The 26,538-nt window shown below is 44.1% G+C and carries 21 protein-coding genes and 2 pseudogenes; 16 read left to right on the forward strand and 7 right to left on the reverse strand.

The features are described from left to right. Positions 1-435: 435 nt before the first annotated feature. The 6 genes from ltaS1 to WA279_RS13710 all read left to right on the forward strand — a co-directional run bounded on the left by ltaS1 (position 436) and on the right by WA279_RS13710 (position 7,409). The gene (gene ltaS1 / locus WA279_RS13685) at positions 436-2,355 is read left to right on the forward strand and encodes a lipoteichoic acid synthase LtaS1 (RefSeq protein ID WP_003243930.1); all 1,920 of its coding nucleotides are present in this window, start codon (positions 436-438) and stop codon (positions 2,353-2,355) included. Positions 2,356-2,591: 236 nt separating this feature from the next. Then, positions 2,592-3,356, forward strand: a complete 765-nt coding sequence (locus WA279_RS13690; protein ID WP_336155660.1) for a glucose-1-phosphate cytidylyltransferase — start codon at positions 2,592-2,594, stop codon at positions 3,354-3,356. Positions 3,357-3,362: 6 nt separating this feature from the next. Beyond that, a complete protein-coding gene (locus WA279_RS13695; protein ID WP_003244102.1) occupies positions 3,363-4,331 on the forward strand; it encodes a GDP-mannose 4,6-dehydratase in 969 nt (322 codons plus the stop codon). Between the two features lie 23 nt (positions 4,332-4,354). Then, the gene (locus WA279_RS13700) at positions 4,355-5,266 is read left to right on the forward strand and encodes a putative nucleotide-diphospho-sugar transferase (RefSeq protein ID WP_336155661.1); all 912 of its coding nucleotides are present in this window, start codon (positions 4,355-4,357) and stop codon (positions 5,264-5,266) included. Positions 5,267-5,294: 28 nt separating this feature from the next. Further along, positions 5,295-6,473 carry a glycosyltransferase family 2 protein gene (locus WA279_RS13705; RefSeq protein ID WP_251188060.1) on the forward strand — a complete coding sequence of 393 codons (1,179 nt, stop codon included), beginning with the start codon at positions 5,295-5,297 and terminating at the stop codon, positions 6,471-6,473. Continuing rightward, positions 6,474-7,409 carry a hypothetical protein gene (locus WA279_RS13710; protein WP_336155664.1) on the forward strand — a complete coding sequence of 312 codons (936 nt, stop codon included), beginning with the start codon at positions 6,474-6,476 and terminating at the stop codon, positions 7,407-7,409. It abuts the gene before it with no gap. Positions 7,410-7,438: 29 nt separating this feature from the next. On the opposite strand, the gene WA279_RS13715 is transcribed toward WA279_RS13710, so the two are convergent. The 3 genes from WA279_RS13715 to WA279_RS13725 all read right to left on the reverse strand — a co-directional run bounded on the left by WA279_RS13715 (position 7,439) and on the right by WA279_RS13725 (position 10,964). Further along, the gene (locus tag WA279_RS13715; protein ID WP_336155666.1) at positions 7,439-8,668 is read right to left on the reverse strand and encodes an MFS transporter; all 1,230 of its coding nucleotides are present in this window, start codon (positions 8,666-8,668) and stop codon (positions 7,439-7,441) included. A gap of 111 nt (positions 8,669-8,779) precedes the next feature. Beyond that, on the reverse strand, positions 8,780-9,487 hold the full coding sequence (locus tag WA279_RS13720; protein WP_336155669.1) for a YjjG family noncanonical pyrimidine nucleotidase: 708 nt from the start codon (positions 9,485-9,487) through the stop codon (positions 8,780-8,782). Between the two features lie 91 nt (positions 9,488-9,578). After that, positions 9,579-10,964: an amino acid permease gene (locus WA279_RS13725; protein ID WP_003233771.1), complete on the reverse strand. Its 1,386-nt coding sequence runs from the start codon at positions 10,962-10,964 to the stop codon at positions 9,579-9,581. Between the two features lie 249 nt (positions 10,965-11,213). Here WA279_RS13725 and yfmT point away from each other — a divergent pair, with 249 nt between their 5' ends. The 6 genes from yfmT (at position 11,214) to WA279_RS13755 (ending at position 17,940) form a co-directional block, all read left to right on the forward strand. Further along, positions 11,214-12,671, forward strand: a complete 1,458-nt coding sequence (gene yfmT, locus WA279_RS13730) for a benzaldehyde dehydrogenase (RefSeq protein WP_014479141.1) — start codon at positions 11,214-11,216, stop codon at positions 12,669-12,671. Between the two features lie 469 nt (positions 12,672-13,140). After that, the gene (locus WA279_RS20885; protein ID WP_369888597.1) at positions 13,141-13,545 is read left to right on the forward strand and encodes a methyl-accepting chemotaxis protein; all 405 of its coding nucleotides are present in this window, start codon (positions 13,141-13,143) and stop codon (positions 13,543-13,545) included. Positions 13,546-13,678: 133 nt separating this feature from the next. Then, positions 13,679-15,568, forward strand: coding sequence for an ABC-F family ATP-binding cassette domain-containing protein (locus WA279_RS13740; RefSeq protein ID WP_336155672.1), 1,890 nt, complete (start codon positions 13,679-13,681; stop codon positions 15,566-15,568). 122 nt (positions 15,569-15,690) lie between these two features. Continuing rightward, the gene (locus WA279_RS13745; protein ID WP_327828780.1) at positions 15,691-16,137 is read left to right on the forward strand and encodes a YfmQ family protein; all 447 of its coding nucleotides are present in this window, start codon (positions 15,691-15,693) and stop codon (positions 16,135-16,137) included. A gap of 124 nt (positions 16,138-16,261) precedes the next feature. Then, positions 16,262-16,684, forward strand: a complete 423-nt coding sequence (locus WA279_RS13750; RefSeq protein ID WP_043857940.1) for a MerR family transcriptional regulator — start codon at positions 16,262-16,264, stop codon at positions 16,682-16,684. Positions 16,685-16,749: 65 nt separating this feature from the next. After that, a complete protein-coding gene (locus WA279_RS13755) occupies positions 16,750-17,940 on the forward strand; it encodes an MFS transporter (RefSeq protein WP_003233759.1) in 1,191 nt (396 codons plus the stop codon). Positions 17,941-17,975: 35 nt separating this feature from the next. Here WA279_RS13755 and WA279_RS13760 read toward each other — a convergent pair. After that, positions 17,976-18,140: pseudogene (locus WA279_RS13760) on the reverse strand (GNAT family N-acetyltransferase); the annotation flags it as partial. A 42-nt stretch (positions 18,141-18,182) separates the two neighbouring features. Between WA279_RS13760 and WA279_RS13765 the strand changes: the two are divergent. Beyond that, positions 18,183-18,324 (forward strand): annotated as a pseudogene (locus WA279_RS13765) (hypothetical protein); the annotation flags it as partial. Between the two features lie 109 nt (positions 18,325-18,433). Here WA279_RS13765 and WA279_RS13770 read toward each other — a convergent pair. Next, positions 18,434-19,990 (reverse strand): ABC-F family ATP-binding cassette domain-containing protein, encoded by a 1,557-nt coding sequence (locus WA279_RS13770; protein ID WP_014476110.1) that lies wholly within the window; start codon positions 19,988-19,990, stop codon positions 18,434-18,436. Between the two features lie 172 nt (positions 19,991-20,162). On the opposite strand from WA279_RS13770, the gene WA279_RS13775 reads away from it, so the two are divergent. Both WA279_RS13775 and WA279_RS13780 read left to right on the forward strand, forming a co-directional pair. Beyond that, the gene (locus WA279_RS13775; protein WP_336155676.1) at positions 20,163-21,293 is read left to right on the forward strand and encodes a DEAD/DEAH box helicase; all 1,131 of its coding nucleotides are present in this window, start codon (positions 20,163-20,165) and stop codon (positions 21,291-21,293) included. A gap of 66 nt (positions 21,294-21,359) precedes the next feature. After that, positions 21,360-21,806 (forward strand): GNAT family N-acetyltransferase, encoded by a 447-nt coding sequence (locus WA279_RS13780; protein ID WP_336155677.1) that lies wholly within the window; start codon positions 21,360-21,362, stop codon positions 21,804-21,806. A gap of 52 nt (positions 21,807-21,858) precedes the next feature. Here the strand turns inward: WA279_RS13780 and WA279_RS13785 are convergent, their stop codons facing one another. Continuing rightward, complete coding sequence (locus WA279_RS13785) at positions 21,859-22,878, reverse strand: NADP-dependent oxidoreductase (RefSeq protein ID WP_336155679.1); 1,020 nt, start codon at positions 22,876-22,878, stop codon at positions 21,859-21,861. 480 nt (positions 22,879-23,358) lie between these two features. Continuing rightward, positions 23,359-24,579: an MFS transporter gene (locus WA279_RS13790; RefSeq protein ID WP_015252577.1), complete on the reverse strand. Its 1,221-nt coding sequence runs from the start codon at positions 24,577-24,579 to the stop codon at positions 23,359-23,361. Positions 24,580-24,914: 335 nt separating this feature from the next. Here WA279_RS13790 and WA279_RS13795 point away from each other — a divergent pair, with 335 nt between their 5' ends. Beyond that, positions 24,915-26,378 carry a formylglycine-generating enzyme family protein gene (locus WA279_RS13795; protein ID WP_003244287.1) on the forward strand — a complete coding sequence of 488 codons (1,464 nt, stop codon included), beginning with the start codon at positions 24,915-24,917 and terminating at the stop codon, positions 26,376-26,378. The last annotated feature ends 160 nt before the right edge of the window (positions 26,379-26,538 follow it).

A 26,538-nucleotide genomic window follows, 5' to 3' on the forward strand; every position in this document is an offset into this window, starting at 1 on the left:
TGGAGACATCCAGTCTTTTTTGTCCTTTCGAAAAAATAGTGATCGCACTAAACATTAGTGCATACAATAACTTCAGTCCGCCGGAAGGGCGGGCTGTCTGCAAAACCTATTTTTCGTTTTTGCTAGTTTATGTTATTCTTATACTCGGTATCTATTTCTTTTTTCAAAGGCACACATGACAAAAGAAATCCTTTTTTTATTTCCGAGAAAAAAATGTGAAACGAAATGAAGGTTTCTTTCGTCCAGTGATTGGTTTCCAAATGGTTGTAATAAAAATGATATGGTGCGAAACATAAATATTCCGGCTTGCCGCGGTGTATTTATTGTTGTGTGATGCCTTGATTTTGTTTGGAAAGAAGGAATTGGAAGGCAGGATATAAAGAGCAGGTAAATATGAATGAAGAACTTAAAGTGTTTAAGAAAGTAGAGGTTGCCATGAAGAAACTTTTTTCTTACAAACTTAGCTTTTTTGTGCTGGCTGTTATACTGTTTTGGGCAAAAACGTATTTATCCTACAAGACTGAGTTTAATCTTGGGGTAAAAGGCACAACTCAGGAGATCCTCCTGATATTTAACCCATTCTCAAGCGCCGTCTTCTTTTTAGGACTGGCTTTGCTGGCGAAAGGGCGTAAATCAGCCATTATTATGCTGATTATCGATTTCTTGATGACATTTGTGTTATATGCAAATATTTTATTCTATCGTTTCTTTGACGATTTCTTGACGTTCCCGAACATTAAACAGTCCGGAAACGTTGGAAACATGGGAGACGGGATTTTCAGTATCATGGCCGGTCATGATATTTTCTATTTCTTAGATATTATCATTTTGATTGCGGTATTGATCTGGAGACCTGAATTAAAAGAATACAAAATGAAAAAACGCTTTGCGTCTTTAGTGATCCTTTCTGGGATCGCACTGTTTTTCATCAACCTGCACTATGCGGAAAAAGACCGTCCGCAGCTGCTGACAAGAACGTTTGACCGCAATTATATCGTGAAGTATTTAGGTCTTTACAACTACACCATTTATGACGGTGTGCAGACGGCTCAAACAGAAACGCAACGGGCCTATGCAAGCAGCGATGATTTAACAAGCGTCGAGAATTACACGACGTCTCATTATGCGAAACCGAACGCCGAGTACTTCGGCTCTGCCAAAGGCAAAAATATCATTAAAATTCACCTCGAAAGCTTCCAGTCATTCCTGATTGACTACAAGCTAAACGGTGAAGAGGTGACGCCTTTCTTAAATAAACTTGCGCACGGCGGGGAAGATGTGACGTATTTTGATAACTTCTTCCATCAGACAGGCCAGGGAAAAACATCTGATGCCGAGCTGACAATGGATAACTCGATCTTCGGTCTTCCTGAAGGCTCCGCGTTTGTGACGAAAGGCGAAAACACGTACCAGTCGCTTCCTGCGATTTTAGACCAGAAGGAAGGCTATACAAGCGCCGTCCTGCATGGTGATTACAAATCGTTCTGGAACCGTGACCAGATTTACAAACATATCGGATATGACAAGTTCTTCGACGCAAGCACGTATGATATGTCAGATGAAAATGTGATTAACATGGGACTTAAGGATAAGCCGTTCTTTACAGAATCGATTCCAAAGCTTGAGTCTCTTAAACAGCCGTTTTACGCTCATTTGATTACTTTGACAAACCATTATCCGTTTAACCTGGATGAAAAAGACGCGTCTCTTAAAAAAGCGACAACTGGCGATAACACTGTTGACAGCTACTTCCAAACAGCGCGTTACCTTGACGAAGCGCTTGAGCAATTCTTCAAGGAGCTGAAGGAAGCCGGCCTGTATGACAACTCAGTCATCATGATTTACGGTGACCATAACGGTATTTCTGAAAACCATAACCGAGCGATGAAAGAGATTCTTGGAAAAGAGATCACAGATTATCAAAACGCACAGAACCAGCGTGTGCCGCTGATGATCCGCGTTCCTGGCAAAAAAGGCGGAGTGAACCATACGTATGGCGGCGAAATTGACGTTATGCCGACACTTCTGCACTTAGAAGGAATTGATTCTCAGAAATATATCAACTTTGGTACTGATTTATTCTCTAAAGACCACGACGATACGGTGGCATTCAGAAACGGAGACTTCGTAACGCCGAAGTACACATCAGTCGACAATATCATTTACGATACGAAGACAGGTGAAAAACTGAAAGCGAATGAAGAAACGAAGAATCTGAAAACAAGAGTGAACCAGCAGCTGAGCCTTTCAGACAGTGTCCTGTACAAAGACTTGCTGAGGTTCCATAAACTAAATGATTTCAAAGCCGTTGATCCGTCAGACTATCATTACGGCAAGGAAAAAGAAATCAAATAAGATGAAAAAGAGCCTTGAGCGGGCGCATTGCCTTCGCTCAAGGCTCTTTTTTTTGGTTACATAACCAACTTCAAAAAATAGATTCTATTTGGTCACCAAGGCCGTCTTTCTCTCATATCATTACAGTAGATTTTGAAACCGGATTGAAATCGGACAAATTATCGGGGAAATGCCTTGATAGATTGTGAAGATGTACCAGGTTTCGAACTCAATATTCATAGAGATGAGGGGTAGAGATGAAAGCGGTCATTCTCTGCGGCGGAAAAGGAACGAGAATGAGTGAAGTCACGAATGACATTCCTAAACCGCTCGCCATGATAGGCGGCAAACCGATTCTATGGCATATTATGAAAATTTATCAGTACTACGGAGTAAACGAGTTTATTCTGCTGTTGGGCTATAAAGGCGAAAAAATCAAGGAATACTTTCTCGACTATGAATGGAAGCACAACAGCCTGACACTCGACACCTCTACGGGAGAGGTACAGATCCTGGGGCAGCCTGAAACGTGGAAAATTACGTTTTTGGAGACTGGGGAAGATACGCTGACAGCCGGAAGAATCTTGCAGGCGAAAGACTATATCGGTGATGAAACATTTCTGCTCACCTATGGGGACGGGCTGGCCAATATCAATCTTTTCCATCTCATCAGCTATCATCAGACAAAAGGTGCTGTCGCGACTGTCACCGGGATTGACAAAGTCTCGCAGTTTGGCACCTTGACGGTTGAGGATGGCATGGCGAAAACATTTTCTGAGAAGACATCAAGTGACGGAATTATCAACGGCGGATTCTTCGTTCTCAGTCCAAAGGTTTTCGAGTATTTGCCGAAGGACGGGAACGCGATGTTCGAAGATGAACCGCTGAAGAACCTTGCCAAAGACGGGGAGCTTGCTGTGTACCGCCATTACGGATTTTGGACGGCCATCGATACGTATAAAAATCTCTTAGAAGTCAACAAAATGTGGAATCAAGGACAACAAGTATGGAAGGTATGGTGAATCGATTTGAGTTTCTGGAAAAATAAAAACGTATTTGTCACGGGATGTACAGGTCTTTTAGGAAGCTATTTGGTGAAAGAGCTGATCGAACAGGGCGCAAACGTGACAGGGCTTGTCAGGGATCATGTGCCGCAATCTAATCTTTATCAGGGAGAACATATCAAGAAAATGAACATCGTGCGGGGTTCTCTTGAGGACTTGGCTGTAATTGAACGCGCGCTTGGCGAGTATGAGATCGACACTGTCTTTCATCTCGCTGCACAAGCGATTGTCGGCGTAGCAAACCGCAACCCGATTTCTACCTTTGAAGCGAATATCCTCGGCACATGGAATATTCTCGAAGCCTGCCGCAAGCATCCGTTAATTAAGCGGGTCATTGTCGCTTCAAGTGATAAAGCTTACGGCGATCAAGAAAACCTTCCATACGATGAAAACATGCCGCTGCAAGGCAAGCACCCGTACGACGTCTCAAAAAGCTGCGCAGATCTGATCAGCCACACCTATTTTCACACGTACGGGCTTCCGGTCTGCATTACACGCTGCGGAAACTTATACGGCGGCGGAGATTTGAACTTCAACCGCATCATTCCTCAGACGATTCAGCTTGTGCTGAACGGGGAAGCGCCGGAAATCCGAAGCGACGGCACATTTGTACGGGACTACTTCTATATTGAAGACGCCGTTCAGGCTTATCTGCTTCTTGCAGAAAAAATGGAAGAAAACAATCTTGCCGGAGAGGCCTTTAACTTCAGCAATGAGATCCAGCTGACCGTACTTGAACTGGTAGAGAAAATATTAAAGAAAATGAACAGTAATCTGAAACCTAAGGTGCTGAATCAGGGAAGCAATGAAATCAAACATCAATATTTATCCGCGGAAAAAGCAAGAAAGCTGCTGAATTGGACACCGGCCTACACTATTGATGAGGGACTTGAAAAAACGATTGAGTGGTATACAGAATTCTTCAAAAAGTAATGTGAAACGAGGTGAACAAGACTGTGACCAGCGCGTATTGCACCGTTTTATCAAAAGGAAGATTATATCAGGCAGTCGCTTTGTTTAAGTCGTTAGAGCAAGTTGATCAAGACAGTCCCATTTTTATACTTTGCATGGATGAAGATACGCACCGCGTGTTACAGAAGCTGAAGATGAAGCAGCTGAACCTTGTGCCGGTGGCCGCTCTTGAAAATGAAATGCTTCTAAAGCTGAAGGAAACTAGAGATCAAAGTGAGTATTGCTGGACGATGAAGCCGATCTTTCTGCAAGCTGTGCTGAACAGCAATCCTGAGCTGGAGCGCGTGACGTATATTGACGGGGATCTCTTTTTCTATGCAGATCCATCGCCGATTTTTGAAAACCAGCCGGACTGCTCGGTGCTGCTTTCACGGGGGGATATTGTAATCCCTTCTTTTGAGAAAGAGCAGATTGACATGCTGCAGCGTCTTTTAGGCAGATATAATTCCGGATTTATCAGCTTCAAGCATGATGATGCAGGCACGGATTGCTTGGAGTGGTGGAAGGAACGCTGTCTTGAGGAATGCAAAAATGCACCGGGTGAAGGGAAATTCGGTGATCAAGGCTATTTGGATTATATGTCTGAGCTGTTTCCGAATGTGTGTGACATTACGACACCCGGCGTGAACATCGGCCATTGGAATTATGGGCAGTATACGTTTTCCTGGAAAGATGGCCGGATCGTGCTGGAGGATGGCAGTCCGCTGATCTTTTATCATTTCAGCGGATACCGAATCGTCAGCATCAATGAAATCAAACAGATTCATGAAACAACCCGCACAGATCTGCCGTTTGTGCATGAACTGTATCAAGAGACACTGCCGCATATCATTCAGCACATCAAAACGTTAGACCCTGAATTTAACGGTTTTGCTTCAAAAGATGACAACAAATAAATGAGTAAATACAGGAAGTGAAAATGAAGTGAAAGCAAGCGTTATTATTCCTGCATATAATTCAAAGGAGCGCCTTTACAACAGCCTTCTGTCATTAAACCAGCAGGAGTGCGATGAAGAATTCGAAGTCATAGTAGCGGACAATGGCTCTGAGGACGGGACGCTCTCGATGCTTGAGTCATTTCAAGCTGATTTTCCGCTGATCTTTACACGGATTAAAGAAAACAGGGGCATTGCGTACGGACGAAATCAGGCGCTTCGCAATGCCAGAGGAGACATCCTGATTTTCCATGACAGCGATATGCTTGCGGCAAAGGACCTTGTGGCAAAACATATAAAAGCCCATGAGAACGAAGAGAATCTCGTCGTGTGCGGGTTGTTTTGGAAACGGATCTACAGTTTTTATTATGAACGGTTTGAAGAAGAACATAAGGAACAGCTCGCAAAGCTCACAGGTGAAATGCCGAAGAAAGACAAACAAAAGCTGCTGGAGGAAGCGGACATCAAAAACGGAAGCTTTCTTGATAATAGCTTTGACCTCGATACCGACTTTATAGACGTGCTCAAGAAGATTTTAGATGAGTACGGCGATGACTTGAAAGGCTATCATATGCCATGGCGCTTTTTTATCACGAATAATTCCTCTGTGAAACGCAAGCATGTGGTTGATCTCGGTTTATTTGACGAAGGCATTGTGCGTTACGGGTTTGAGGATTATGACCTCGGGATCAGGCTTCATCAGGCCGGATTGACCTTCAGGCTTCGTCGCGATATTGTCAGTGTTCATCAGGAACATCCAAGCAATTGTAAGTCTGTAGACGATATTCGGGCAAACATTGCCTATATGTGCGATAAATACAATAACATCCGCTCCTTAGACGTTCATCTCGCATTTAATGGGCCGTTCCCGCCTGACATGACGAACAGAATCATGGCTGATATTCAAAAGCTGCTGGAATCACAGAAATATGATATGCTGCTGAATCTGTTTCTTGAGCTTCTACATGTTGTTAAAGAGCGCAACATTGATCCGGATTGGCGAAAGAAATCCCCAAGGGTGACGGCGAAAAGCTTTGATTTACAAACTGTCCGCAAGCTTCTGCCTAAGGCGAAGAAAAAGCTAGGCGTGAACGATTTTGCTAACGCACTGTATGCGCTTGTCAACGATTTGCTGCACGTGGATCTTAGATCATTGGATGTGGTATAAGTGAGTACATTTCATTTTTCAACGATAGTGTCAAGGACACATATCTTTAAGCTCATGCCTATGATTCATTCTCTCCATGAGCATTGCGATGATTTTCATTTATATGTGCTGTGTGTCGACCAGAAAGCGTATGAATTGCTTCAGCACGTTCCATGGGAGCATGTAACCTTTGTGCAGCTGCATGAAATGGAAGACCCGGAGCTGCTGAAAGCGAAAAGCAACAGAACGTTTCATGAATATTGCTGGACGTTAAAGCCCGCCTTTTTGTTTCATGTGATGAGCAAGTGGGATGACGCTGAATACTTTGCCCATATGGATACGGATCTATTTTTCTTTTCTGATCCGGCGCGTATTTTTGCAGAAAACCCAACGGCGTCTCTGTATTTGACTGATCATCGTAATTCGCCGCGCTTCATGTCCTACTACGACCGAACCGGACGCTTTAATACAGGTTTTGTCGGTGCCGGTCATACAAAGGAAGCATATGAAGCGGTGTGGCAGTGGAGACAGGACTGTATTGAATTTTGCACGGTCGAAATGGATACGGCACGAAAGACATATGGTGATCAAAGATATGTGGAGAAATGGCCGGAGCAGTTTAAAGGTGTTCATGTTGTCAAATCAATAGGAGCCAATACAGCGCTTTGGAATATCGAAAACTATAAGGTCGGGCAAAAGGACGGCCGCGTGTATATAGATGAAACGCCGCTGATTTTCTATCATTTCTCTGGGTTTACACTGGTGACAGAAAAAGAGTTTAATCTTTGCTGGTACTACCGGATTGAAGACGAAGCGGCAATTGAGATGATTTATATGCCGTATATATTAAATCTGAAAAGATGGATTGATGAAATACAGTCGGCGTTTCCGGACTTTGCGGATGGCTTTATCCCGAAGCACGCAGTGCCTGACACTCATTTTATCCAGCTGGATTAAAAAACCCCTGCCGCCTGGCAGGGGTTTTTTCAGCTATGCCATTCTCTCAGCTTCTGGTCACTCGGCAATAGGAAGGCAAGGATGCCGAGAACAGGGAGAAAGGCAATGGCGATCATCGTGGGGGTCAGTCCCGCGGCGTCAATCAGAGCGCCCAGCGCCACAGCGCCGATCGCGCCCATCCCGAAGGCAAGCCCGACGGTTAAACCGGACATTGTGCCGATTTTTCCAGGAACTAGTTCCTGTGCATAGACAACCGTTACGGAAAAGCTCGACATCAGAACCACGCCAATCAATGCGAGCACGCCATAGGCGAGAACCGGGCCGGCAAATGGCAGCACAATCGCCAATGGCGCCGAGCATAACAGCGAACCGACGATCACGAAGCGTTTTCCAAAACGGTCTGCAAGCGGGCCGCCGAGAAACGTGCCGATCGCGCCGAACAGCAAGAAGACAAAAATATAGCTTTGTGCCTGCTGAATGCTTACGTGATAGGTATCCATCGCGTAAAACGTGTAAAAGTTGCCGATCGCACTCGTATACCAAGAACGAGCAAAAATGAGAAATATAATAATAATAAGAGCAGATACAACAGATTTGGTGATGGCCGTGTTTTCAGCCGTTTTCTTTTGTTTGCCTGATTTCTGGGCAAGGCTGCCGAGACGTGAGGCGTACCATTTCGCAATATACATGAGAAACATAACAGCAAGCGCGGCGACAAGCGTGAACCAAACAGCGCCGAATTGCCCGAGCGGCACAAGGATCAGCGCGGTGATCAGCGGCGCCATCGCCTGGCCTGAGTTTCCGCCCACCTGATAAATCGACTGGGCGAGCCCGCGTTTTGTGCCGGCGGCCATATACGCCACACGGGAGCCCTCCGGATGGAAAATGGCCGAGCCTAATCCAATGAAAAACACACAGCATAAGATCGTTATGAATGACGGGGCAAATGCAAGGCCTAAAATGCCAAGCATGCTGGCGGTCAAACCGACTGGCAGCGCATACGGCCGCGGCCGTTTATCGGTATACCAGCCGACAACAGGCTGCATGACGGATGACACCATGTTTAATGTGAAAGCGATGATGCCGAGCTGTGTAAACGTCAGGCTCATGGAGCGTTCCAAAATAGGGAACATGGCCGGAATCACAGCTTGAAGCGAATCGTTGAGCATATGGCAAATTCCGATAATAATCAAAATCCGATACACCGTGGTGCCTGGTTTTTGAACTGTGTTTTCTTTTAACGGGGCGGCGATAGCCAATTGAGTCTCCTCCTTACATATATAACCAAAGCATACCACCATATTATTCATAAGGTGAAGAATTTATCAAGAGGAAAAAAGATTCTTATGAAAGAAATACCGTCAGCCTGATTAGCAGCTGACGGTATTTTCGATATTCAAAATGTGATATAGCTCTTCAAGCTTACGAATCTCATAGGTTGGTATGATCTCTGGCACATTCGGCTTCATGTCAGGGTTCATCCAGCAAGTATCAAGCCCGGCGATCTGTCCGCCTTTGATATCAGCAGTTAGTGAATCCCCAATGATTAATGTGTGCTCTGCTGAAAATTGAGGAATCCGTTCAAACACGTAATCGAAATATTCCTTCATCGGCTTTTGGAAGCCTGTGTCTTCAGAAACGAAAATGTCCTTGAAGAATGGAAATAATCCTGAATCACGGAGACGCTTATATTGTGTGTGTGACACGCCGTTTGTCACGATGTACAAATCGAACTGTTGCTGCAGATTTGAGATGAGATCAAATGCACCGTCAATAAGCTGATGTCCTTCTTCAAGAAAGCGGCGGTATTTTTGCTCAAGCAAAGCGCCGTCCGCCTCGTAACCGTACTCCTTGAGCAAAGCGGAGAAACGTGTGTTTACGACTTCATCCCGTGTCATCTTACCTTCTTCAAAGGCTCTCCAGAGACCTTGATTGATGGTTTTATACTGCGCCTTCATGTCATTTGTTAAAGGAATGTTCTGATCTTCAAACAGCAAACGCAGGGCTAAAGCTTCTGCCGCTTGAAAATCAAGGATGGTATCATCTACATCAAATAATAAAGTGCGGTATCGTTTCATCTGTGTGTCTCCCTTTCTCATATGTATTCAAAGTATAGCACATAAAAAAAGGAAAAAGCCGGCGGGTGAGGCACTGCCGGCTGAAAAGAGATTATTTGTTTAATAAGCTGTGTTTTCTCGAATATAGGAAGTAAACCAGTGTTCCGACAGCGATCCAGATGACAAATGAAAGCCATGTGACGCCGGGAAGGCTGTACATGAACCAGAGGCAGATGCCTGCGCTGATAATCGGCACAACCGGAACGAACGGCACTCTGAAGGACGCCTTGATTTCAGGATGTTTCTTTCTTAGCACAATGACAGCAATAGATATAACCGTAAACGCGGCAAGTGTTCCCATGTTCACCAGATGGGCCAGCGTTCCGAGGTTAATAAAGCCGGCGATTCCCGCTGCAACGATCCCTGTCAGCCATGTGTTGCGGAACGGGGTTTTAAATGACGGATGAACCTTTGCGAACAATCCAGGGAGAAGGCCGTCTCTGCTCATGGCAAATGTCAAACGAACCTGAGCGTACAGCAAAGCGAGCATCACCGTCGTAATCCCGATAATCGCACCGACAGAAATAATTCCGGCAACAGCGTCCTGTCCGACGAATTTCAGCGCAAAGGATACAGGATCTCCGACATTCAATTTGGCATAAGGCATCATGCCTGTCAGCACAAGCGATACCGCGATGTATAGAACCGTGCAGACAGCTAGAGCTGAAATAATGCCGACGGGCATGTTTTTTTGCGGATTTTTCACTTCCTCTGATGCATTAGAAACCGCGTCAAACCCAAGGTACGCGAAGAATACAGTGGCAGCGCTAAGTATGACGCCTTTCATCCCGAATGGCATAAAAGGAGACCAGTTGTCCGGTTTCACATAGCCGATGCCGACAATAATGAACAATAAAATGATCGCGATTTTCATCAGTACAATGACGTTGTTAAAGCGTGTGCTTTCCTTGACGCCTCTGCTGACAATCGCAGTGATGAGGAGAATGATCACCGCAGCCGGAAGGTTAAATACGGCGCCCGCCGTGCTTCCCGGCGCTCCTGTCAGTGCAGCCGGAATATGAAGATTGAAGCCGGCAAGCAATGATTGAAAGTATGAAGACCAGCCGGTGGCAACCGCCGACAGTGCAATGACATATTCAAGCATGAGATCCCATCCGATCAAAAAGGCGAGCAGCTCTCCAAGTGTCACGTATGAGTATGAGTACACGCTTCCCGAAATCGGAATGGAAGACGAAAACTCAGCATAACAGAAAGCAGCCAGCGCACAGGCGAGCCCCGCTAAAATAAACGATATGATGAGGGCGGGACCTGCACCGGTCGCTGCCACTGTTCCTGTAATGACAAAAATCCCTGTACCGATGACACAACCGATACCGAGCAAGGTTAAATCAAATGCGCTTAACGTACGGGCAAGGCTTTTTGACTTGCTCTGCGCACTCAATGTTTCAAGCGGTTTTTTTCTAAATAATGAACTCATCAAAAGTTCCTCCTGTAAATATTCAAAATATTCTAATCATTATATACAGTTCTTGTTGTATTATATTGTCGAAATTTGACGCAGTCAATAAAATATTTTTCTGCTTTAAACGATAGAAGCGAAACAGCGTTGTCGTATCATAGGATAGTAATTTTTACTAATCGTATATTCAATTTTATGCAAGATGAACCGATAGAAAAAATAGATTCGCCCATATTTTGATTTGCGGTTATAAAGGAGATGCTGACCATGTTTCAATATGAAGAGTTGAATAAACAGTTTATCGGCGGGAAATGGCAGGAGGGCAGCAGCCCAAATGTATTGGAAAACAAAAATCCTTATACTCAAAAAACATTCACAACATTCCGTAAAGCGACTGCTGACGATGTAGATGAAGCGTACAGGGCAGCGGCGCTGGCGAAGAAAAAATGGGATGCGGTCAATCCGTTCGAGAAAAGGACCATTTTAGAAAAAGCCGTCACGTATATCGAAGAGAACGAAGAAGCCATTATTTATTTGATTATGGAGGAGCTAGGCGGTACAAGGCTCAAAGCGGCTTTTGAAATCGGACTAGTCAAAAACATCATGAAAGAAGCGGCAACGTTCCCAATCCGCATGGAGGGGAAAATTCTTCCGTCCACAATAGATGGCAAGGAAAACAGATTATATCGCGTGCCTGCAGGTGTAGTCGGTGTCATCAGCCCGTTTAACTTCCCATTCTTTTTATCTATGAAATCAGTGGCGCCTGCACTCGGAGCCGGCAATGGCGTTGTGCTAAAGCCGCATGAGGAAACGCCGATTTGCGGCGGAACGCTGATTGCGAAAATTTTTGAGAACGCGGGAATTCCAGCGGGGCTGCTGAATGTTGTTGTCACAGACATTGCTGAAATCGGCGACAGCTTCGTTGAGCATCCAGTGCCGCGGATCATCTCATTTACCGGTTCTACGAAAGTCGGCAGCTACATTGGACAGCTTGCGATGAAGCATTTTAAAAAGCCGCTTCTTGAGCTTGGCGGGAACAGCGCCTTCATCGTGCTTGAGGATGCAGATATAGAATATGCGGTCAATGCGGCGGTGTTCAGCCGATTTACACATCAAGGACAGATTTGCATGTCAGCCAACCGCGTGCTTGTTCATTCTTCTATTTATGACAAGTTCCTTGAGCTGTACCAGGCAAAAGTGGAATCGCTGAAAGTCGGCGACCCAATGGATCCTGATACGATTATCGGGCCATTAATCAACAGCAGACAGACGGACGGGCTGATGAAGACTGTTGAGCAAGCAATTGAAGAAGGCGCTGTACCAGTGAAGCTTGGCGGATTTAACGGGACGATCGTGGAACCGACGATCTTAAAAGACGTCAAACCGTTCATGAGCATTGCCAAGGAAGAGCTTTTCGGACCAGTCGTCTCCTTTATGAAGTTTGATTCAGAAGACGAAGCGGTGGATATCGCAAACGAAACCCCGTTTGGCTTGAGCGGTGCTGTACATACGTCAAATCTTGAGCGCGGCGTGGCTTTTGCGAAACGCATTGAAACAGGCATGATTCACGTCAATGACACGACCATCAATGATGAACCGAATGTAGCCTTCGGCGGTGAAAAGCAATCAGGCCTCGGCCGTTTAAACGGTGAGTGGAGCCTCGAAGAATTTACAACGCTGAAATGGATCTCGGTCCAGCACGAAAAACGCAGCTTCCCTTATTAATGAAAAGGAGTGAATGGAATTGACCATAAATACGGAAAAAGAAACCGCAGATATTCTGGACGCATTTATCAAAGTAGCCCCTTATTTAAACAGCCTGGTTCAGGATGATATTACAATCGGCATTTATGATACGGAAAAACTGCTCGTGAATATACCGGCCAAAACCTTTTCGCTAAACGTAAAAGCCGGCGATCCGCTGCAGGAAGGGGATATCATCACAGATGCCATCCGAAGCAATCAGAAGAAGACGAGCATGGTTCCGAAAGAATTGTTCGGCTTCCCATTGATCGCGCGTGCCATCCCGCTGCACGACGAGAATGGAAGAGTCATTGGAGGCGTCGGCCTCGGAACGAGCCTTGAGGAGTCGTCAAAGCTGCATGATGTGGCGGAAAGCTTATCGGCTGTCGTTGAACAAACAGCCGCGGCTATTTCCGACATTTCTGAATCAATTAACGGGTTTTCAACTCAAATGTCGGGCATTTCCTCTCAGGCGAAAAAAGTAAGCGAAAGCGCCGGTGAAATCGCCGATATTTCAGTAACTGTTAAAGGCATCTCTGACCAAAGCAATCTGCTCGGCTTGAACGCCGCGATCGAAGCGGCAAGAGCAGGGGAGTCCGGAAAAGGATTCTCTGTTGTCGCAGATGAGATCAGAAAGCTAGCGACGCATTCAAAAGAAAATGTCGGCCAAATTGACCAGATTACGAAAAAAATCCACAGCCTGCTGAAAGGGCTGGAGGAATCCATTGAGTCGATTAATCAGCATACAGACGGACAAGCCGCTGCCGTTGAACAAATTTCCGCCACGATGCAGGAGATTTCAGGAAGCGCGCAGCATCTTGCAAAAATGGCTGAAAAAGCGCTTGAGGAAGAGTAAGAGACCGGGGACAAATGTCCCCGGTCTTTTTCTATCCTGCATTTCCATGAAATTCGTCTGACGTTTTACTAGTTTTATTCCAGCGGCTGATTTAAAATGTACACATGAACTTACGTGAGGATTGATAGGAACCATGAGCATATTAAAAGCGGAAAATCTTTATAAAACATACGGAGATAAAACATTATTTGACCATATCTCCTTTCATATTGAAGAGAATGAGAGAATCGGATTAATCGGGCCGAACGGAACAGGAAAATCAACGCTGCTGAAAGTGATTGCCGGCTTGGAATCTATCGAAGAAGGAGAAATCACGAAATCCGGAAGCGTGCAGGTCGAATTTCTTCATCAAGACCCGGAGCTGCCTGCGGGGCAAACAGTGCTGGAGCATATCTATTCCGGTGAATCGGCTGTGATGAAAACCTTGCGTGAATATGAAAAAGCGCTGTATGAACTGGGGAAAGATCCCGAAAATGAACAGCGCCAGAAACATCTGCTGGCAGCACAAGCGAAAATGGACGCGAACAATGCATGGGATGCAAACACCTTGGCAAAAACCGTATTGTCTAAGCTGGGCGTCAAAGACGTAACAAAACCGGTCAATGAGCTCTCAGGCGGCCAGAAAAAACGGGTGGCCATTGCCAAAAACTTAATTCAGCCCGCTGATCTGCTCATTTTGGACGAGCCGACAAACCATTTGGATAATGAAACGATTGAGTGGCTTGAAGGGTATTTAAGCCAATATCCCGGCGCCGTCATGCTGGTGACGCACGATAGATATTTCTTAAACCGTGTCACCAACCGCATTTATGAGCTTGAAAGAGGCAGTCTCTACACGTACAAAGGCAACTATGAAGTGTTTTTAGAAAAACGCGCGGAACGGGAAGCGCAGGCTGAGCAAAAGGAAACGAAGCGGCAAAACCTGCTGCGCCGCGAGCTGGCCTGGCTCAGACGAGGAGCGAAAGCCCGCTCCACAAAACAAAAGGCGAGAATTGACCGGGTAGAGTCGCTTAAAGAGCAGAAAGGGCCTCAGTCATCAGGTTCACTCGATTTTGCCATTGGCTCGCACCGTCTCGGAAAACAGGTTATTGAAGCGGAGAACGTCATGATCGCTTATGACGGCCGCATGCTCGTCGACCGTTTTAATGAACTTGTCATACCAGGTGAACGGATCGGGATCATCGGGCCAAACGGCATCGGGAAAACAACGCTGTTAAATGCCCTTGCCGGCCGTCATACGCCGGACGGAGGCGATATTACGATCGGACAGACGGTCAGAATCGGCTACTATACTCAGGATCATAGTGAAATGAACGGTGAGTTGAAGGTCATTGACTATATAAAAGAAACGGCGGAGGTCGTAAAAACGGCAGATGGCGATATGATTACAGCTGAACAAATGCTCGAGCGTTTCCTCTTCCCGCGTTCGATGCAGCAGACGTATATCCGCAAGCTGTCCGGCGGGGAAAAACGGCGTTTATACTTGCTTCAGGTTCTCATGCAGGAACCGAATGTCCTGTTTCTTGATGAGCCGACGAACGATTTGGATACTGAAACATTAAGCGTTCTTGAGGATTATATTGACCAGTTCCCAGGCGTCGTCATCACCGTATCCCATGACCGCTATTTCCTTGACCGCGTCGTCGACCGTTTGATTGTATTTGAAGGAAATGGCGTCATTTCCCGCTTTCAAGGCTCCTACAGCGACTATATGGAGGAGTCAAAAGCGAAAAAAGCGGCCCCAAAACCTGCAGCTGAGGAAAAAACGGCTGAAGCCGTGCCGAAGAAAAAACGGAAAAAGCTTTCTTACAAAGACCAGCTGGAATGGGACGGCATCGAAGATAAAATTGCCCAGCTGGAAGAAAAGCATGAGCAGCTCGAAGCTGACATCGCCGCAGCAGGCAGTGATTTTGGCAAAATCCAAGAGCTGATGGCCGAGCAGGCGAAAACTGCGGAAGAGCTTGAGGCTGCGATGGACCGCTGGACAGAATTGTCCCTCATGATCGAAGAACTGGAAAGCTAAAAAGCGTGGCCGCAGCAGGCCGCGCTTTTTTTCACATAATGGACAAAAACGAACCGGCCTGCTTATGTTAGGATAAAATTGTGTGTCAGCGGCACATGGAAAACTAACGGAGATGATGAAGTATGACATGGGCGATCGTGATGTTAATTCTCATGAGTCTGGTGAAAATCGTATTAACCTGTCTTCCTACAGGCGTCATAGAATGGCTGCTCGGCAAATTTGAAGTGCACGCCAAGCTGAGTGACGAAAATGCGAGTCTCTCTCTAGATGGAAAACGTCTCGAGGGTGCAGAGAAGCAGAAAGTGATTGATCAATTTAACGAAGCTGTCTTCCTGGAAAAATATTATATCTATCCAGGTGATGAAGAGCGTTATTTACATCCGGAAAACGGCGGCACGCCGCTGGTAATAGATACAAAAAAAGGAAAAAGAGACGTGAAGCTGTTCGTGTACCGCTACGACGACCATATCGACGTCGTGAAACAGTACAAGAAGAAAGTGATCGCGTATCGAGTGCTTTCTGAAAGCCTTCAAAAAGAGTCTCTGTCAGTGGCGGGAAGTTTAGCTTAAACAGGAAAGTGAAAGACGGGTGCTGTATGCTACTCGTCTTTTTTATTGTTTTTTAAAACTTAACGTTTACGTTAAGGTTCAAAAGGTGTATAATGGTAACAGAAACGGCGAAGGGGGATTTACCTTGGAATGGATGAAGATTGATCAAGTGGCCAAAAGAAGCGGACTGACAAAGCGGACCATCCGGTTTTATGAAGAAATCGGCTTGATTCCGGCGCCGAAACGGACAGACGGCGGTGTAAGGCTTTATTCAGAGGATGATATGGAGGAGCTTGAGAAAGTCATCAGCACAAAAGAGGTGCTCGGTTTTTCCCTTCAGGAGCTTCAGCATTTCATGGAAACCAGCCGCCAGCTAGAGTTAAACAAAGAGGGGTATTTGTTGTCACTGGATCCCAAGGAACGGAAAGAAAAACTGGAGGAAATTCAGGAAACCCTGAATCACCAGCTGAGTTTGATTGATGAGAAAATCCGCACATTCCAAAGCTTTAAAGAACGCCTGCAAGGCATGAAAAATAAAGCGGAACGCGCCATTCAATCAATCGAATGAAAAGTTTGTTAAACGCTATTTTTGTAGCGTTTCTTTTAATGGAATAAAGATGGAGGTCAGGTCAAATGGATAAGACAACACAAGTGAATCAGAAAACAGGCTTGCTCAGCCAGCCAAAAGCGGTATGGGCTGTCGCGTTTGCCTGTGTGATTTCTTTTATGGGAATCGGGCTGGTCGATCCAATTCTTCCGGCCATTGCCGCACAATTACATGCTTCACCTAGTGAAGTATCACTCTTGTTTACAAGTTATTTGCTTGTAACCGGATTTATGATGTTTTTCTCAGGAGCCATTTCCAGCCGCATCGGCGCGAAATGGACATTAATTCTCGGACTTATTTTTATTATTGTGTTTGCGGGGCTTGGCGGCAGCTCAAGCTCAATCGCTCAGTTAGTCGGCTATCGCGGCGGCTGGGGATTAGGAAATGCTTTGTTTATTTCAACAGCGCTTGCGGTCATCGTTGGTGTATCAGTCGGAGGAAGCGCCCAAGCGATTATTTTGTATGAGGCTGCGCTCGGTCTCGGGATTTCTGTCGGGCCGCTTGCAGGCGGAGAGCTTGGAAGCATTTCATGGCGCGCACCGTTTTTCGGAGTATCTGTCCTGATGTTTATTGCGTTAATCGCGATTTCCTTCATGCTTCCGAAGCTGCCGAAACCGGCAAAACGCGTCGGTGTGTTTGATGCGATGAAGGCCCTCAAATATAAAGGCCTTTTAACAATGGCGGTATCGGCATTCTTATACAACTTTGGATTTTTTATTTTGCTTGCTTATTCTCCGTTCGTTCTGGATTTAGATGAACACGGTCTTGGATATGTCTTCTTCGGCTGGGGCCTTCTGCTGGCGATTACGTCAGTCTTTACGGCGCCGCTCGTGCACAAAGCGCTGGGCACAGTGCGTTCGCTCGTCGTTCTCTTTATCGCCTTTGCGGCCATTCTCGTTATTATGGGGATCTGGACAGACCATCAGACTTTGATTATTACATGTATCGTTGTCGCTGGTGCTGTCCTCGGTATGGTGAATACGATCATGACAACCGCTGTGATGGGTTCTGCGCCGGTTGAACGTTCAATCGCGTCTTCAGCCTACAGCTCAGTCCGCTTCATCGGCGGCGCGCTCGCTCCGTGGATTGCAGGAATGCTGTCAGAACACTTTACTGCAAGCACACCATATACAGTAGGCGGAATCGTCGTTTTTGTCGGCATGCTTGTCCTTCTCATGGGACGTAAACATCTTGCTGGGATTAAGGCGGGACATTAATAACGAAAGACACTGCGCATATGCAGTGTCTTTTTTTAATCGTGGAATCTTCCCATTACTACCGTATTGTAGTAATTTCCGTCAGAAAGCAATTTCTCCTTTTTTAAGATTTCTTCTGCTTCAAATCCGTAAGTCTTATATAGTGAAATGGCTCTTTCGTTTGTTTCCAGAACATTCAGTGAGATTTTTTTAACGCCGTTGATGGTTCATGCTGTAGAGGGGACGTTTGCCATAGATAAGGCAAAACCGACGAATATGATCAGAAATGTTTAGAAACGCTCTATCAATACATACACAGCGTCATGAAAAACAGCTTTTCGCACGAGTGGTTTACCGCTTGGGCAGATGAGGAGGATTTTGAGCTGTCTGCCAAAAGAGAGCTGACACTTGATGAATTCACATCTCCATTTTAAAAGACAGAGAGCTTTTGAGAATCGTTCAGAATAAATGGCAGTAAAAAACCCGCCCTTTAGCAGGCGGGTTTTTTTATAAATTAAAGCACTTTCGTCGTCCAAGACTCGCAGTTCCACGTTTCTGTCGCAATATCCATATAAAAGTCTGGCTCGTGGGAAATGAGCAGAATGGAGCCTTTATATTCTTTCAGGGCGCGCTTGAGCTCTTCCTTGGCATCAACATCCAAGTGGTTTGTCGGCTCATCGAGCACCAGCAGGTTTGTTTCTGAGTTGATTAGCTTACACAATCTTACTTTCGCTTTTTCGCCTCCGCTTAATACGGAGACGCGGCTTTCGATATGCTTTGTCGTCAGTCCGCATTTTGCCAAAGCGGCACGGATTTCATACTGCGTATAAGAAGGGAATTCGCTCCATACTTCTTCGATGCACGTATTGTTGTTTGTTTCCTTGACCTCTTGCTCGAAATAGCCGGTATAGATGTGCTCACCGCGTTCAACAGAGCCTTCGAGCGGCTGGATTTCACCAAGCAAACTTTTCAGCAATGTCGTTTTTCCGATCCCATTCGCGCCGTAAAGGGCAATTTTTTGGCCGCGCTCCATGCGGAGGTTGAGCGGACGGGACAGCGGGGAATCGTAACCGATCACGAGATCCTTCGTTTCAAAAATCAGCTTGCCTGACGTTCTCGCCGGCTTGAAGTGGAATTCCGGCTTTGGCTTTTCTGCCGCAAGCTCGATCATATCCATCTTATCGAGTTTCTTTTGGCGGGACATCGCCATGTTTCTCGTGCTGACGCGCGCTTTGTTGCGGGCGACGAAATCCTTCAGCTCTGCGACTTCCTGCTGCTGCTTTTTGTAGGCCGCTTCAAGCTGCTGTTTTTTCACCTCGTAGACTTCCATAAACTGATGGTAGTCGCCGACATAGCGTGTTAGCTCTTGATTTTCAACGTGATAAATCAGGTTGATGACACTATTCAAGAACGGAATATCGTGGGAAATCAGGATGAACGCGTTCTCGTATTCCTGCAGGTAGCGTTTCAGCCATTCAATATGCTGTTCATCAAGATAGTTGGTCGGCTCATCGAGAAGCAGAATTTCCGGCTTTTCAAGGAGAAGCTTAGCGAGAAGGACCTTTGTGCGCTGTCCGCCGCTCAAATCGGTGACATCTCGCTCTAAACCGATATCGCTCAAACCGAGACCGCGGGCAATTTCCTCCACCTTGGAATCGATGACATAAAAATCATTGTTTGTCAGCGCGTCTTGAATGACGCCGACTTCTTCAAGCAGCTTCTCGAGCTCGTCGGGATCAGCCTCGCCCATTTTGTTGTATATCTCGTTCATTTCCTCTTCCATCGCAAATAAATAATGGAATGCGTCTTTCAGGACGTCGCGAATAGATTTTCCTTTTTCCAGCACGGTATGCTGATCAAGATATCCGACACGGACATTTTTTGACCATTCGACTTTTCCCTCATCAGGTTCAAGCTTTCCGGTAATAATATTCATGAAGGTTGATTTTCCTTCACCGTTTGCGCCGATCAAGCCGACGTGCTCGCCTTTTAACAGGCGGAAGGAAACGTTATTAAAAATGGCCCGGTCCCCGAAGCCGTGGCTTAAATCCTTTACAGATAAAATACTCATGTTTACACCTCTATCGTTATCAAACACGCACAATCGGCGTGTAATATTCACCCTTTTGATTATAAAGGAGGATTCGGAATGTTGAAAGGTATAGGAAAGAAAAAGAACAATTGCGTTCCGGGCGAGGTTTTGAGATACTATGGAATAGATTTCAGGAATTGAGGAGAACAAAATGACGCAAACTTGGCCATTTTTACATAATGCACAATCATTTATACAAGAGAATTGGAATGCTTCCGGCTTTCAAACGCCAACCCCTGTTCAAGAGCAGGCAGCCCATCTGATCATGGACGGAAAGGATGTCATTGCAGAATCGCCGACAGGCACAGGGAAGACGCTGGCGTATGCGCTGCCGGTCTTGGAGCGGATCAAACCAGAGCAAAAGCATCCGCAGGCGGTGATTTTAGCGCCTTCCCGTGAGCTGGTCATGCAGATTTTTCAGGTGATTCAGGATTGGAAAGCGGGCTCAGAGCTGCGCGCCGCTTCCTTAATCGGCGGGGCGAATGTGAAGAAGCAGGTCGAAAAGCTGAAGAAACATCCGCATATCATTGTCGGCACACCGGGCAGGGTATTTGAACTGATTAAAGCAAAGAAACTCAAAATGCATGAAGTGAAAACGATCGTGCTTGATGAAGCGGATCAGCTTATCCTGCCGGAGCATCGCGAGACGATCAAACAAATTATTAAAACGACATTAAGAGACCGCCAGCTTCTATGTTTCTCTGCCACGCTTAAAAAGGAAACAGAGGATGTGCTCCGCGAATTGGCACAAGAGCCTGAGGTGTTGAAGGTGCAGCGAAGTAAGGCGGAGGCAGGGAAAGTGAAGCATCAATACCTGATTTGCGACCAGCGCGACAAAGTGAAGCTGCTGCAAAAGCTGTCAAGGCTTGAAGGCATGCAGGCACTCGTATTTGTGAGAGACATTGGCAACCTGAGTGTATATGCGGAAAAACTGGCATATCACCACGTTGAACTCGGCGTTTTGCACAGTGAAGCGAAAAAAATGGAGCGGGCAAAAATCATTGCCGCATTCGAAGACGGAGAGTTTCCTCTTTTATTGGCGACTGATATTGCCGCACGCGGTTTAGACATTGAAAACCTGCCATACGTGATTCATGCTGATATTCCTGATGAAGATGGCTATGTCCACAGATCAGGACGAACAGGCCGGGCCGGAAAAGAAGGCAACGTGCTGAGCCTTGTGACAAAATTGGAGGAATCTAAGCTAAAAAAAATGGCGAAGAAGCTTGGCGTGGAGCTGAGTGAAGCTGTGTATGCAGGCGGAAAACTGAAGACGAAATAAAAAGGAGGGCGGAAAGCCCTCTTTTTTTGTTGTAAAATAATAGAAAAGATTCGCGGGGGTGGGAAGATGGCTTCAATAGACAGGTTTCAAGCAGTGAAGGAGTCAGAGCTGAAAATCCTTGAACACTGGTTTGAGAATGAGGATACCAGACGGAGAATGGATGGGATGCTGCCATTAGATGAGTGGTACGCACGAGTAAATAAAGATAAACACTATACTGTCATCATGGCATATGATGGACAGCTGCCGGCAGGGATGGCCGTGATTGAGTTCGGGGAGGAGCGGACGTATATTGGATTGATCGTCAATCCTGTGTGCCGGCTTCAAGGGTACGGAAAACGGATATTGCAAAAACTGCTGACCGAACCTGATTTTACTAGAGTGCGGGAATGGGTGGCATGCATTGAAGAAGACAATCGAATCAGTTTGGCTTGCTTTCAAGCAGCAGGATTCACTTTGGAAGATACGGAACCTGATGAAGATGGTTTTCTTACGCTGATTCTTCGCAGCTGATCTCATCTAAACACAAAAGGAGGGCAAAAAGCCCTCCCGTTTTCATCTTCATTCAGCTCGGATCACTGACCTTGATCAGCTGTTTCCCTTTATTTTCTCCCTTAAATAAACCGAGAAACGCGTCAGGAATGTTTTCGAAGCCTTCTGTGATGGTTTCCTCGTAATGGAGTTTACCAGCCTTCAGCCATTCGGCCAGCTGTTTTGCTCCCTCAGAAAAACGATCGGAGTAGTCGCTTACGATAAAGCCTTGCATCAGCGACTTCGTTTTAATGAGTTTTGATTGGACACGAGGGCCCATGTCATCTGCTTCGCTTTCTGCGTTATAGGAAGAAATGGCGCCGCACACCGGAATGCGGGCAAATTCATTGAGCAGATTCATCACCGCGTCTGAAATCGGTCCGCCGACATTGTCAAAATACACATCGACACCATCAGGACAAGCGTTTTGAAGCGCTTTTTGGATATCATCCGCTGTTTTGTAATTGATGGCTTCGTCAAACTGCAGCTCCTGTTTTAAATAGTCGATTTTTTCATCAGAGCCCGCGATGCCGACGACTCGCGCGCCTTTGATTTTGGCAATTTGCCCGACTGTTGAACCGACGGCTCCAGCAGCTCCGGAGACAACCACGGTTTCGCCTTCCTTCGGGCGTCCGATGTCCAGCAATCCGAAGTATGCTGTTAAGCCGGTCATTCCCAAAATGCCGAGATAGGCCGAAGCGGGAGCAAGGCTTGTATCAATTTTTCGCAAGGCAGACTCGCTCACAGCGGAAAATTCCTGCCAGCTGAGATTTCCGATGACGATATCGCCTTTTTTCAATTGGTCGCCGTCTGACACGACTTCAGCGATGACCCCGCCAGAGAGTGCTTCATCCAAGGCGAACGGTTCAACATATGACTTCGTATCCTGCATACGTCCCCGCATATAAGGGTCAACCGATACATAAAGCGTTTTGACAAGCACTTCCCCTTGCTTCGGCTCGGGGACCGGAATGGTTTCAAAGCGAAAGTCTTCATGAACAGGAACACCTTGCGGACGTCTTGCTAATTGAATTTGCTGCTGAGATGCTGTCATTTTCATCCTCCTATCACTTGGTTGACACCACTGTAACATGGACAGGAGAGGAAATACAAAAGGTAAGCTGGTATACAAAAAAGGTTATAGATGAGCTTATGCTTTCTACAAGCTCTTTTGTTTTAAAAGTTCTCTTTAGTCATTTATCATTATTAGAAAACAGAACAGAAAAAGAGCTCCTGTACACCTAGCTAAGATTGGCTAGTGTGTATGTCGATTCTTTTTCATATTCTTGCAAGCATCTGCGAGGGGGAGCTTAGTCGTTCACATTTTGATTTCGCATCAATCTGCAATAGCAAAGTCTATGCGATTTTTATACATCAGCAAAGATTTGTTCATTTTTTCCTTTTATGCCGAGTTTTTCCGAAAAAGATAATTGATGGCACTCAACCATTTTCTTTTGGTCAATTAAGTAATGTTTACTTATTAATTAAACACGCGAAAAAGCAAACGAAAACATAATTAAATTTTATATATTTATTAAAAGCTTATATGTTTATTTACCTTTTTTTTGAATTGTAATTGAGAAAATCCATATATTGCGGACACTAATAAAAGAATACCTGCTGAAACATAAACTAAACGAACTCCAAGGAAATCTGAAATAGCCCCTATAGCCAGAATTGAAAACATAAAAATGAACTGGACTAAAGAAGACCTTGCAGACATTATATTAATTCGAGTTTGCTCGGTTGTTATGTTCTGAATAAGTGTTTCTTGTGTAAGATCTCTTAATATATAAGCCGGCCCCATAAAGAGAACCAAAATTAGAGCTAAGTATGAATTACTTATAAAACCATATATTAAAGTTAAACTTCCATATGAGACAGCACCAATTAACATAAAATTAATTAACTTATTTTGAAATCTCTCCGACAGCTTATATATTATAAATCCCCCTATCATCGAACCTAAATAATATGCTCCATTAATAAATCCCCACCATGATTCTCCTTTATGCAAGACTTCGTTAACGAAAGCTAAAGAGACAGATCCTATCCAAATCATTCCTGCCCATGACTCAATTAAATCCATAATAATAATTGTTCTAAGTTTCTTTTGGCTAAATAAATACCGCCAACCACTTACTATACTCTTATTGGGAGAATTTTTTTCACGTATGACAGAATTAGCGTGGCCATGTGGTAGACAAAATAAAAGAGAAAGAAGAGATGTAAACAACAAAAAGATAGTAAGTATAATGGTATATCCCTCACCTAAAAATGCAATTATGAGACCACCTAAAGACCAGCCTACAAATTGAAAAGTTTGGTCCACTGTAGATAATAATCCATTTGCTTTTACTCTTTTATCAGGAGAGATTATTTCCCCTATAATTGCACTTTTTAAAGGTGAGAACCATCCATTAAAAAAGGAAATACAGCTAATAATAATAAAGACTAAAATGAGAGTTTGATTAGAGTAAGTTCTTAATAAAGCATAGAACAAACATATTAATAACAGCATTTGTATCAATTGAGAAATAATTATTGTAAGAGGCAGTTTTAAACGAATTGTTATTAACGGTAATATAGCACTTCCAAAAATACGAAAAATAATACTTATTAATGTCACCATAGAGGCGATGGTTGTCGAATTGGTCATTTTAAACAAAAACGAAATCACTACCATAGTATATAGAGAAAAACCTAAATTTGTAGTGGTCTGGCTAAATAAAATAGAATAATAACCTTTACTCATATGTATCCTCCCTTGGAATAATTTTTCTCGGTAAAGAGCTTAAACATATTTAAACACCTTAAAACAACAAAAGTAAAGAAAAAATTTCCTTGTAAACTATTTACTTTTATTCTATTTATTGTTATTGTTTATTTAAGTTCTCTGACTATTCTATCAATATTCAGGGAACCACATATCTTATTAAAGGGGGGAAAACCATGAAAAAATTAAGAAAAAACTGGAGAAAATCGATTGTTAGCCCGGTTCTTTATACTAATGAAAAATGGTAAACACTTAGGGAATAGCATTTAATGCTATTCCTTATTTCAACAAACAAATCGGGAGGTTATCGTAATTTGACTCTATTAATGCAAGATCATAAATCAATTTACAATAAAGATATAGAAATATTAATTGAAGTTGAAGAACTTATTACTTCTGTTCCAGAAAATAAAAAAAATGATTTTAAGAGTTTAATCGATAATAGAATTATGACTCTACTAAATAAAATTCAACACCCTGTAGCAGCTGAAAATGTGTTTGGGATGTGTATTGCTTATCCGAATACTTACATAAGGTATAGATTAATTGATTTCGTTGAAAAATGGGTACCTTATTTCTCTGCTGTAGAAACTATAATCAATCTAACCCAGGATCCGGATGATTTAGTTTCTTTTAAAGCTATGGATGTCTGTGCAAATCATAAAATTGAAGAATCTGTAGCATATTTGTCTTCGATCATTGATGATGTCCGGGAGAGTATAAGCTACCCTAAAAAACCTGTGGGATTAGGGGCCCAAAAAGTATTAAGTACATTATTAGATATATTCGGTGTTGAAAAACATGAAGAGCTAGTAATGCTAAAAAATTATTTTGATCAAAATGGTATCCTTCCTAATAACTTTGACTTTGAAGAAAAAATTCCTCAAAGTCTAATAGAGGAATTCGAAAAAACAGAAGAAGATGGCATGATTTTAATTCCGGGTGGCTTTTTTGAATTCGGTTTAAATGAAAATGAAATTCCTGACAAAACATTTAATTGGAAAGATGCTGTTCCTAGACAAAAAGTATGGTTACCTCCATTTTTTATCGATAAGTATCCTGTTACAAATAAAGATTATGATATCTTTACCGAGTTCATAGAGGAAAATGGGCATATATTCTGTCATCCTAATGAACCGCAGAATAAACAACATAGAAGAAATACATATTGGGATGATAGGTATTTAGATAATCATCCCGTTACAGGTATAGATTTTTATGATGCATTTGCTTACGCAAGATATAAGGGGAAAGAATTGCCAACCGAGTTTCAATGGGAAAAAGCTGCTCGAGGCGAAAAGGGTAATGTCTGGCCTTGGGGAGATAAATTTGATCCTGCAAAGGTTCAATATGCTGGAAGTCTTTATAATGAACCCATTACTTCTTTAAAGTCCTGGAGAGAAAATTTATTAAAAGCTCATGCTGATAAAGAATTAAATCATTTAACAAGTGATATTTTTGAGCAAAATGGTGAAAGTCCCTATGGAGTATGCGGTATGATCGGCGGAACATGGGAGTGGACTAGAAGTGAGCTTAAAACAAAGAGAGCTTTCCACCCTATTTTTGAGAATGTACCATTTAATAGTGTTAACTCATTTGCCGTTCTTAAAGGAGGATCATTCTTCTCTCATCCTGGCTTAATGTTCCCTTCTTTTAGAGCAAAAGATATTCCTTTCTGTCGACACAATGAAATGGGGATTAGATGCGTAAAGAATATTCCAGTATATAAAATTAGAGAATCAATTAATGGGCCAATTACTAATAAAGCAATTTATTAATCATTCTAGGTTAGAGACTTGATAAAAGTATACTAACATTGTGTAATAATGTTCAGCTTGTAGAAAAAACAATGTTTTTTCTACAAGATTTTATTTTAAATGCTTTTCATAATTATCAGGGATTGAGAATCAGAAAAAGAGCCATTAAGCTCGATCTTAG

It is taken from the genome of Bacillus sp. 204(2023) (assembly GCF_037027505.1).
Classification (GTDB): domain Bacteria; phylum Bacillota; class Bacilli; order Bacillales; family Bacillaceae; genus Bacillus; species Bacillus subtilis.

Bases quoted from the DNA above. Each gene is read 5' to 3' on its own strand.
- ltaS1 (WP_003243930.1), top strand. From the start codon at position 436: ATGAAGAAACTTTTTTCTTACAAACTTAGCTTTTTTGTGCTGGCTGTT.
- WA279_RS13755 (WP_003233759.1), top strand. From the start codon at position 16,750: ATGGATAAGACAACACAAGTGAATCAGAAAACAGGCTTGCTCAGCCAG.
- WA279_RS13780 (WP_336155677.1), top strand. From the start codon at position 21,360: ATGGCTTCAATAGACAGGTTTCAAGCAGTGAAGGAGTCAGAGCTGAAA.
- WA279_RS13740 (WP_336155672.1), top strand. From the start codon at position 13,679: ATGAGCATATTAAAAGCGGAAAATCTTTATAAAACATACGGAGATAAA.
- WA279_RS13725 (WP_003233771.1), bottom strand. From the start codon at position 10,964: ATGAGTTCATTATTTAGAAAAAAACCGCTTGAAACATTGAGTGCGCAG.
- WA279_RS13690 (WP_336155660.1), top strand. From the start codon at position 2,592: ATGAAAGCGGTCATTCTCTGCGGCGGAAAAGGAACGAGAATGAGTGAA.
- WA279_RS13770 (WP_014476110.1), bottom strand. From the start codon at position 19,990: ATGAGTATTTTATCTGTAAAGGATTTAAGCCACGGCTTCGGGGACCGG.
- WA279_RS20885 (WP_369888597.1), top strand. From the start codon at position 13,141: ATGTCGGGCATTTCCTCTCAGGCGAAAAAAGTAAGCGAAAGCGCCGGT.
- WA279_RS13720 (WP_336155669.1), bottom strand. From the start codon at position 9,487: ATGAAACGATACCGCACTTTATTATTTGATGTAGATGATACCATCCTT.
- WA279_RS13775 (WP_336155676.1), top strand. From the start codon at position 20,163: ATGACGCAAACTTGGCCATTTTTACATAATGCACAATCATTTATACAA.
- WA279_RS13785 (WP_336155679.1), bottom strand. From the start codon at position 22,878: ATGACAGCATCTCAGCAGCAAATTCAATTAGCAAGACGTCCGCAAGGT.
- WA279_RS13745 (WP_327828780.1), top strand. From the start codon at position 15,691: ATGACATGGGCGATCGTGATGTTAATTCTCATGAGTCTGGTGAAAATC.
- WA279_RS13790 (WP_015252577.1), bottom strand. From the start codon at position 24,579: ATGAGTAAAGGTTATTATTCTATTTTATTTAGCCAGACCACTACAAAT.
- yfmT (WP_014479141.1), top strand. From the start codon at position 11,214: ATGTTTCAATATGAAGAGTTGAATAAACAGTTTATCGGCGGGAAATGG.